This window comes from Leucobacter sp. M11 (assembly GCF_035726885.1).
Classification (GTDB): Bacteria; Actinomycetota; Actinomycetes; order Actinomycetales; family Microbacteriaceae; genus JAPFRB01.
The window spans coordinates 316,773-325,984 of sequence record NZ_JAPFRB010000002.1 but is presented as its reverse complement, the minus strand read 5'-3'; the positions used below and the strand labels follow the sequence as shown (position 1 = coordinate 325,984).

Genomic DNA, 9,212 nt, shown 5'->3' with positions numbered 1-9,212 from the left:
CCCGATGCGCAGGAGCTCGACATTGATGCCGAGGTGGCGGGCGTTGCGCTCGCCGAGGGAGAGCAGGTCGAGCTTGCGGGCCACCAGATACGCGACGATGATGCCGAAGGCGACGAGCGGGAAGACGATGCCGACCTGCTCCCAGCGGCTGCCGTTCAGGCTGCCGAGTTGCCAGAACACAATCTGCTCGCGGGACTGGGTGTCGCCGAGGAAGGTGAACAGGGCGAGCCCGGCGCCGGCCACGGCGTTCACCGCGATACCGGTGAGCACGAGGGTGACGACCTCGGTTTTTCCGTCGGCCCGGCTCATCAGATAGACCAGGAGCGTGGCGACGAGGCCGCTCAGGAAGCCGAAGATCGCGATCGTCCACTCGCCGAAGAAGTACCAATTGAACACGATGCAGGCGGAGGCCCCGAGCGCGGCCCCCGAGGACACCCCGACGACGCCGGGCTCGGCGAGCGGGTTCCCGAAGATCGCCTGCATGAGGAGGCCGGAGACGGCCAGGCCCGCGCCGATCACGAGGGCCATCGCGACCCGGGGGAAGCGGATCGTCCAGAGGGCGGTGTCGCCGGTGGGGTGCTCGGGCAGCGGCAACCAGGTGATGCCGATGCGGTGCAGCAGCGAGCCGAGGACCTCGGCCGGGGCGATCTGGAGTTGCCCGATCCCCGCGGAGAAGAGCACGGTGAGGATCAGCGCCACGGTGAGGCCGGTGAAGAGGAGCGCCCGCACGCCACGTTTTGGGCGCCGGATGAGGCCGGTGGAGCTGTTCATGCGGTGCCGCAGCTACTTTCTCAAAAAGGTCGTGGCCGAAACTCTCGGAGTGTTCATCGTACCTGAGGGTAGGCTTACCTAGCGAGCGGGCACAGGGCGGACGTTCAGATATCCGATGCTACCGTTCTCGCCGCCGCCACGCTGTGAGGAGATCCACCGAATGCTTGACCGAGCCCCCCGTTCCGCGCGAACCGCCCCCCGTTCCGCGCGAAGCGCCGCCGTCGGCGCCGTGCTCATCGCGCTGCTGGCGCTCACCGGCTGCCAGGGTGGCCCGAGCGCCGGGACCAGCGGCGAGGGCTCGGAATCGGTCAGCCTGCCGCCGCTGTCCGAGGTGACCGCGCTGGCGGACCCGCACAGCTACGAGGGCCCCACCGACGTCCTCGTGGGGGGCCCGACCGTTGGCCCCGTGGCCGAGGACCCGACCCCGGAGCTGCCCGTCACGGTGCCCTCCTACGACCGCGACGGCACGCGCGAGATCACGGTGGACAGCGCCGACCGGGTGCTCGCGCTCAGCCTCACGGGCAACCTGGCGGACATGGTGCACGCCCTCGGGCTGAGCGACCGCCTCATCGGGCGGGACCTCAGCACGAGCTTCCCCGGCGCGGAGGAACTGCCCGTCGTGACGAAGTCGAGCCACTCCCTCGACGCCGAGAGCGTGCTCAACCTGAACCCCTCGGTCATCCTCACCGACGGCACGATCGGACCGCACGACGTCCTCCTGCAACTGCGCGACGCGGGGATCCCGGTCGTGATGGTGCAGGAGGCCACCGACTTCACCGCGGCGGGCGAGACGGCTCGGCAGGTCGCCGCGGCCCTCGGCGTGCCCGCGCTGGGCGACACCCTCGCCACGAACCTCGAATCTGCCATCGAGGCCAAGCTCGCCGAGATCGCGGACTTCGCCCCGACGGCGGAGGAGCAGAAGCTCCGGGTCGCCTTCCTCTACATTCGCGGCACCTCCGGGATCTACTACCTCTTCGGCCAGGGCAGCGGGATCGACACCGTGATCGACGCGATCGGCGGGATCGACGTGACCGAGGAGATCGGCTGGGCCGGGATGAAGCCGATGACCGACGAGGCACTCGTCGCGATCGACCCCGATGTGATTCTCGTGATGGAAAACGGCCTCGCGAGCGCCGGGGGCATTGACGGCCTGCTGGAGGCGCAGCCCTCGGTCGCCCTCACCACCGCCGGGGAGAAGCGGCGCATCATCTCGATCGACGACACCCTGATCCTGGGCAACGGCACCCGAGTCCCGGACGTTTTGGATGGACTTGCCAGGGCTCTTTACGCTCCGGATTCGCTCGCAGGGTAAAGTAAACCCAGTCTGAGGCGCGCAATCATCGTGATGCCCTGAGGAACATGGCAGTGGAGGAGAACGGATGAGCGAGCGCTCTCGCGCGGGATCGCGCCGATCGGCGTCCCCGGCTCCGGCCCGCCGCGCCTCGTCGCCCGACGCCGGGCGTCGCGCGACAGCGAGCCCCGGACGGCGCGCGGCCGCCCCGGCCCCCGGCGAAGCGCTGGACGATCGTTTCGAGGACGCGCCCCGCACGCGCCGCGTGGGCGCGCACCGCGCCCCGGCCCGCAACGGCTCCAGCCTCGTGCGTTTCCTGTGGATCCTGCTGTCCGCCGCGGTGATCACCGTGCTCGGCATTATCTTCGTCGTGATCGGCCCGAGCAACCTGCTCTTCCCGGAGACGGGCTCGGCCGCGCCCAGCGGCTCGGGGTCGAGCAAGGCGCCGGTCAAGGCCGTCATCGACCCGAGCACCACGGTGACCGTGCTGAACGCGACCGGCGACGAGGCCCTCACGGCCGCGGTCGTGGCCGAGATCCGCGCCCAGCGCTGGGGCATCGTCGAATTCACGGACGCCACCGACGAACCCGCCGACCTCAGCGCGGTCTTCTTCACGGACCCGAAGGACGAGGCCCTCGCGAAGGGGCTCGGCGATCAGCTCGGCGGAGTGTTCTATTACCTCCGCGAGGACTACTCGATCTACGACACCCAGCTCGTCGTCCTGCTCGCCGACGACTACCGCGGGCCCGGCGCGAGCCAGTAGCTCCCTCGGGCGCGCAGCCCAGCCCGGGAAGCAGCTCCGCATCCTCCGAGCGCACTTGCACTCTCGGGTGCTGAGTGCCAGAATTGACCTGGCACTCGACTTCGAAGAGTGCTAAATCACTTTTCGTTGGTAACGTCCAGGAGGGACGAAAACACACATGGCAAAGATCATTGCGTTTGATGAAGAAGCTCGCCGTGGGCTCGAGCGTGGCCTGAACACCCTCGCCGACGCCGTCAAGGTGACCCTTGGCCCCCGCGGTCGCAACGTGGTGCTGGAGAAGAAGTGGGGCGCCCCCACGATCACCAACGATGGTGTGTCCATCGCCAAGGAGATCGAGCTGGACGACCCGTTCGAGAAGATCGGCGCCGAGCTCGTCAAGGAGGTCGCCAAGAAGACCGACGACGTCGCCGGTGACGGAACCACCACCGCGACCGTCCTCGCTCAGGCACTCGTCCGCGAGGGCCTCCGCAACGTCGCCGCTGGCAGCGACCCCATCGCGCTCAAGAAGGGCATCGAGAAGGCCGTCGAGGCCGTCTCCGCTCAGCTCCTCGCCAACGCCAAGGAGATCGAGACCACCGACGAGATCGCGGCTACGGCCTCCATCTCCGCCGCTGACGAGCAGATCGGAAAGCTGATCGCCGAGGCGATCGACAAGGTCGGTAAGGAGGGCGTCGTCACCGTCGAGGAGTCGAACACCTTCGGCACCGAGCTTGAGCTGACCGAGGGCATGCGCTTCGACAAGGGCTACCTCTCGGCCTACTTCGTGACCGACCAGGACCGCCAGGAAGTCGTCTTCGAGGACCCCTACATCCTCATCGTCAACTCCAAGGTCTCCAACATCAAGGACATCCTGCCGGTCGTTGACCAGGTCATCCAGTCCGGCAAGCAGCTCCTGATCGTTGCCGAGGACGTCGAGGGCGAAGCGCTCGCGACCCTCGTGCTCAACAAGATCCGCGGCATCTTCAAGTCGGCCGCCGTCAAGGCTCCCGGCTTCGGCGACCGCCGCAAGGCCATGCTCCAGGACATCGCGATCCTCACGGGCGGCCAGGTCATCTCCGAGGAGGTCGGCCTGAAGCTCGAGAACACCACGCTCGACATGCTCGGCCGTGCTCGCAAGGTCGTCATCACCAAGGACGAGACCACCATCGTCGAGGGCGCTGGCGAGAAGGACGCGATCGACGGCCGCGTGTCGCAGATCCGCAAGGAGATCTCCTCCACCGACAGCGACTACGACCGTGAGAAGCTCCAGGAGCGCCTCGCGAAGCTCGCCGGTGGCGTCGCCGTCATCAAGGCTGGCGCCGCGACCGAGGTCGAGCTGAAGGAGCGCAAGCACCGCATCGAGGACGCCGTTCGCAACGCGAAGGCAGCCGTCGAAGAGGGCATCCTGCCCGGCGGTGGCGTGGCCCTCATCCAGGCCGGTGCGACCGCGTTCGAGTCCCTCGAGCTCTCGGGCGACGAGGCCGTCGGCGCGAACATCGTCAAGGTTGCCATCGAGGCGCCGCTGCGCCAGATCGCCCAGAACGCTGGCTTCGAGCCCGGCGTGGTGGCCGACAAGGTCCGCAGCATGCCCGTCGGTCACGGCCTGAACGCCGCCTCCGGCGAGTACGGTGACCTCGTGGCCCAGGGCATCCTTGACCCCGCCAAGGTGACCCGCTCCGCGCTGCAGAACGCCGCATCCATCGCTGGTCTGTTCCTGACCACTGAGGTTGTCGTCGCGGACAAGCCCGAGCCGGCCGCTGCCGGTGGCGGCGACCCCACGGGTGGCATGGACTTCTAAGTCCCAGCCGCGCGCTGCGCACGCTCACGGGCGGACGATCTTCGGATCGTCCGCCCGTTGTGTGTTTCTGGCGGGGCTACGACGCCGTAATGCTCGCGGCGGCGACGTCGACCTCGCCCACGACATCGCCCGCGACATTGCCCACGACATCGCCCGCGACATCGCCCGCGGGGACCGCGTCCTCGTCAGCGACCAAGCGGATCCCAAAGAGGGTGTCGAGCGCGTCCCGGTAGCGCTCGGTCTGGCCCGCGCGGGCGTATGCGCGGGCGCGCACCGTTGGCTGGTGCAGGAGCCGGGCCATCAGGTGGCGCAGCGCGCCCTCGGCGACGCCGTCCCGGTCCTTGCTCGCGATGCGGTCGATCTCGGAGTCGAGGATCTCGGCCGCGTACTCGCGCAGGGCGACGACCTCCGGGGCCAGCCGCTGCTCCGCGGCGACCTTCGTGAACTTTGTGGCGGCCCGGTCGACGAGCTGCCTGGCCCGCTGATCCGCGAGCACGTCCTGCAGCGGGGCGTGCACCCGAATCGTTTCCAGGTCGATGAGCTCCACCCCCGGGAGCCCGGCCACATCGGGGTCAACGTTGCGCGGCAACCCGAGGTCGATGACCACCTGCGATGCCTCCTGGGCGATGGGGCAGCCGGGGGTCTCGTCCCAATCGAGGGCGGGCAAGTCCGGGGCGAAGACGCCCCGCCCCCGGCGAAGCAGCTCCGCGTCCAGCACCGTGCCCTCCGCGGTCGTGCAGGTGATGATGACGTTGGCGTCCGCGATCTCGGCGAGGAAGTGCTCCGCGAAGACCGGGCGGACGTGATGGCTCTCGGCGAAACTCCGGGCCCGGTTCGAGGGGGAGTAGACCGCGACCTCGGTGACGCCGCGATCCCGGAGGGCGGCGAGGCTCGCCCCAGCGTAGGCCCCCGTCCCGATGAGGAGCACCCGCATCGCGGGCCAGTCCTCGATCCGGGACTCGGCGAGGTCGAGGCCCAGGCGGACGAGGGAGCGGCCGACCCCGGCCAGGCCGGTGGCGTTCTTGATGCCCCGCGAGGTCTGCGAGGCGCGCTGGAAGAGCCGTTCGAGCTCGCTCGACGTGGTGCCCGCCTCCCGGGCGCGCTCGAGCGAGCGGCGCACCTGTCCGGCGATCTCACCCTCGCCGACCGCGACGGATTCGAGCCCCGCGCTGACGGCGAAGAGGTGCCGCGCCGCGGCGTCGCCGCGGAAGCGGCCCCAGACCCGGTCGAGCTGCTGGGCATCGATGCCGGCCTCCCGGGCGATCAGGGCGCTGGCCCGGGCCTCGGCGTGGTCGGCGAGCTCGGGGCGGTCCCGGGCGGCCTCGTTCAGCTCCAGATACACCTCGAAACGGTTACAGGTCGCGATCACCACGGAGCCGCGGACGCCGGCCACCCCGCTGAGCAGGGCTCGGCCCATCGCGGAGGGGACGGCGCCGAAGCGCTCCAGGAAATCGAAGGAGGCGTTCTTGTGGCTTGCGGTCAGACAGAGGAGCACGGCCCCATGCTACGACGGCTCGGGGGCCGCCCGGAGCCATTTGGGGCCAGAATCGAACTTCATCAGATGATTAACAGAAAGCGGTGATTTCGAGTGGCATACTGATCGCGTGAACCTCGACTCAGCACACCCTCTTGCCGCCGGGCGGACCCCGGACTCCCTCTTGCTCCGCGCGCTGCGCGGCGAACGAGGCGACCGCGTTCCGGTCTGGTTCATGCGCCAGGCCGGGCGTTCCCTCCCAGAGTACCGCGCCCTGCGCGCCGGGACCCAGATGCTGGACTCCTGCCTGGACCCGGCGATGGCGAGCGAGATCACCCTGCAGCCGGTTCGCCGCCACGGCGTTGACGCCGCGGTCTTCTTTAGCGACATCGTCGTCCCCCTGCGCCTCGTCGGGGTCGGCGTCGAGATCGTCGCCGGGCGCGGCCCGGTGCTCGACGCGCCCGTGCGCACCGGCGCGGACGTGGCCGAGCTGACCCGCATCGACCCGGCGACCCTCGATGACGCGATGGCCCCCGTGCTCGACGCCGTGGCCCGCACGGTGGCCGAGCTGGGGGAAACCCCGCTCATCGGCTTCGCGGGCGCACCGTTTACCCTCGCGGCCTATCTCGTGGAGGGCGGCCCGAGCAAGGACCACCTCCGCGCTCGCGCGCTGATGCACGCCGACCCCGCCGCCTGGCGGGCGCTCATGGCCTGGACCGCGGACCTCACGGGGCGCTTCCTGCGCGGGCAGGTGCTCGCGGGGGCCTCAGCCGGGCAACTCTTTGACTCCTGGGCGGGCGCGCTCTCCCTCGCCGACTACACGGCGCACGTCGCCCCGGCCTCCGCCCGCGCGCTCGACGCGGTTCGCGACCTCACCTTTGCGCATCAGGGGGTGCAGCGGCGACTGCCGCTCATCCACTTCGGCGTCGGCACGGGGGAGCTGCTCCCCGCGATGCTCGACGTCGGCGTGGACGCGATCGGCGTGGACTACCGGCTCCCGCTGGACGAGGCCAACCGTCGTCTCGGCGGACGGGTGCCCCTGCAGGGCAACCTCGACCCGGCGCTGCTCGGCGCGCCGCTTCCCGTGCTCGCGGAGCACCTCGCGGACGTGCTGCGCCGCGGGGAGGCGGCCCCCGCGCACATCCTGAACCTCGGCCACGGGGTGCCCCCGGAGACGGACCCCGACCGGCTGACGTGGATCGTGAACACGGTTCGCGGCCGGTGAACACGCGAGCGCACCTCGCGGTGATCGGCGGCGGCGTCGCCGGGCTCACCGCGGCCCGCCTCGCGGCGACGGCCGGGCTGCGCGTCACCGTCTTCGAGGCCGCCGCGACCCCGGGCGGCGCGGTCGGCTCCGCCAGTATCGCGAACATCCGCCTCGACACGGGCGCGGAGAGCGTCGCGGTGCGGGGCGGCCGGGCCCTGGCGCTGCTCGACGAGCTCGGGCTGGGCGACGCGCTCGTCCCCCCGAACGAAGCGGGGTCCTGGCTTCGACTCAGCTCGGGCCGCTCCGTGCCGATGCCCGCGGGGGGCCTGCTCGGCATCCCCCTCCGCCCCCTGTCCCGCAGCGCCCGCGCGGCCCTCGGCTGGGGTGGGGCGCTGCGCGCGTGCCGGGACCTGGCGTTTCCGGCCGGACCGCGGGCCCGGGCCGCCGCCCGGGAGGCGAGCTTCGGCGCAGTGATCCGGGGCCGCCTCGGGAGCCGCGTCCGCACCGAGCTCGTCGCCCCCGTCACCCGCGGGGTGTACTCCGCCGACCCGGAGCGCCTGGACCCCGAGCGCGCCGCGCCGGGTCTCATGGCGGCCTACGCCCAGAGCGGCTCCGTGATTCGCGCCGCCCGGCGGGTGCGCGCGGCCGGGGTCCCCGGGGCCGCCGTCCGCGGCGTGCGGGGCGGCCTGCACCGGCTCGTGACCGCGCTCGCCGAGGACGCCGCGGCGCGCGGCGTCGACCTGCGGCTCGGCACCCCGATTCTGGCTCTGGCCGAGACCGACGCTGGCGGCTGGACACTGCGCGGCGCGGACGGCGTCGAGATCGCGGCCGACGCAGTGCTGCTCGCCTGCGCGGAGGAGGCCTCGCTCGCGCTCCTCGGCGCGGAGCCCGCCGCGGCGGGAACGGCGGAGCGACGGCCGCCCTCGCGGGTGCGCATCGTCACGCTGGTCGTGGACGCCCCAGCGCTCGACGCCGCCCCGCGCGGCAACGGCGTGCTCGTCGCGGAGCCGGCCACCCGGACCGCGGGAACGGGCCCGGCGGTGCGCGCGAAGGCCCTCACCCACTCCAGCGCGAAGTGGGCCTGGCTCGCGGCGGAGCTGGCGGCTCAGCCCGGCGCGGCCGGGCGGCACGCGATCCGCCTCTCCTACGACGTGGCTGCGCTTCCGGACGACACGGTGCTGCCGGACGACACGGTGCTGCCGGACGAGGGGGTGCTTTCGAAAGACGCTGCACGCTCGGAAGACGCCGTCGACCAGGCGCTGGCCGACGCCGCCGAAATCCTCGGCATTCCGCTCGGCCGTGACCGCCTGATCGCAGCGCACCGCACGGACTGGGTCGGCACCCAGCCGAGCGCCGCCCACGGCCGCGCCGCGCGAAGCGACGCCATTCGGGCCCGCCTCGCCGAGACCGGGCGCGCGGGCACCCGGGACGGCGCGGGTGCCTGGCTCTGCGGCACCGGCCTGGCCGCGGTGATCCCGGACGCCGAGGCCGCGGCCCGGCGTATCCTGGCCGCGCTCGACCGCGACCGGCCCCGGGACTCCTCCGACATCACGCCTCACACACCAACAGACGGGACACCCCTATGACCCTGCGCATCGGCACCCGGGGGAGCGCGCTCGCGCTCACCCAGGCCGGGCAGATTGCCGAGCTGATCACCCAGCGGACCGGCATCCCCACCGAACTCATCCGCGTGGTCACCCGCGGCGACACGAACATGGCCTCCCTGGCGAGCCTTGGCGGCTCCGGGGTCTTTGCCTCGGCCCTGCGGGAAGCCCTGCTCGCCGGGGAGTGCGATCTCGTCGTGCACTCGATGAAGGACTTGCCCACCGGCGCGGTGCCCGGGCTCGAAATCGGCGCGGTTCCCGAGCGGGTCGACGCGAGCGATGTGCTCTGCGCCCGCGATGGGCTCAGCCTGGCCGAGCTGCCCCT

7 protein-coding genes and 1 pseudogene are annotated in these 9,212 nt (G+C 71.6%); 6 read left to right on the top strand and 2 right to left on the bottom strand.

Annotated features, from left to right (window positions below):
* Nucleotides 1-771 (bottom strand): FecCD family ABC transporter permease (locus tag OOT08_RS05805; RefSeq protein WP_325091634.1); only part of this gene is annotated, 771 nt, incomplete at its 3' end.
* Nucleotides 772-931: 160 nt separating this feature from the next.
* Between OOT08_RS05805 and OOT08_RS05800 the strand changes: the two genes are divergently transcribed.
* The 3 genes from OOT08_RS05800 to groL all read left to right on the top strand — a co-directional run bounded on the left by OOT08_RS05800 (nt 932) and on the right by groL (nt 4,602).
* Complete coding sequence (locus OOT08_RS05800) at nt 932-2,083, top strand: heme/hemin ABC transporter substrate-binding protein (protein ID WP_325091633.1); 1,152 nt, start codon at nt 932-934, stop codon at nt 2,081-2,083.
* Nucleotides 2,084-2,327: 244 nt separating this feature from the next.
* Nucleotides 2,328-2,825 carry a LytR C-terminal domain-containing protein gene (locus OOT08_RS05795; protein ID WP_325091632.1) on the top strand — a complete coding sequence of 166 codons (498 nt, stop codon included), beginning with the start codon at nt 2,328-2,330 and terminating at the stop codon, nt 2,823-2,825.
* 157 nt (nt 2,826-2,982) lie between these two features.
* Nucleotides 2,983-4,602: a chaperonin GroEL gene (groL, locus tag OOT08_RS05790; protein ID WP_325091631.1), complete on the top strand. Its 1,620-nt coding sequence runs from the start codon at nt 2,983-2,985 to the stop codon at nt 4,600-4,602.
* 76 nt (nt 4,603-4,678) lie between these two features.
* Here the strand turns inward: groL and OOT08_RS05785 are convergent, their stop codons facing one another.
* Complete coding sequence (locus tag OOT08_RS05785) at nt 4,679-6,097, bottom strand: glutamyl-tRNA reductase (protein ID WP_325091629.1); 1,419 nt, start codon at nt 6,095-6,097, stop codon at nt 4,679-4,681.
* A 109-nt stretch (nt 6,098-6,206) separates the two neighbouring features.
* Here OOT08_RS05785 and hemE point away from each other — a divergent pair, with 109 nt between their 5' ends.
* The 3 genes and pseudogenes from hemE to OOT08_RS05770 all read left to right on the top strand — a co-directional run.
* The gene (gene hemE / locus OOT08_RS05780) at nt 6,207-7,301 is read left to right on the top strand and encodes a uroporphyrinogen decarboxylase (RefSeq protein ID WP_325091628.1); all 1,095 of its coding nucleotides are present in this window, start codon (nt 6,207-6,209) and stop codon (nt 7,299-7,301) included.
* Complete coding sequence (locus tag OOT08_RS05775; protein ID WP_325091627.1) at nt 7,298-8,869, top strand: protoporphyrinogen/coproporphyrinogen oxidase; 1,572 nt, start codon at nt 7,298-7,300, stop codon at nt 8,867-8,869. Before hemE ends, OOT08_RS05775 begins: the two co-directional genes overlap by 4 nt.
* Nucleotides 8,866-9,212 (top strand): annotated as a pseudogene (locus tag OOT08_RS05770) (hydroxymethylbilane synthase); the annotation flags it as partial. The gene OOT08_RS05775 and the pseudogene OOT08_RS05770, both read left to right, overlap by 4 nt.

Coding starts and splice junctions, on each gene's coding strand:
- OOT08_RS05800 (WP_325091633.1), top strand. CDS start 932: ATGCTTGACCGAGCCCCCCGTTCCGCGCGAACCGCCCCCCGTTCCGCG.
- groL (WP_325091631.1), top strand. CDS start 2,983: ATGGCAAAGATCATTGCGTTTGATGAAGAAGCTCGCCGTGGGCTCGAG.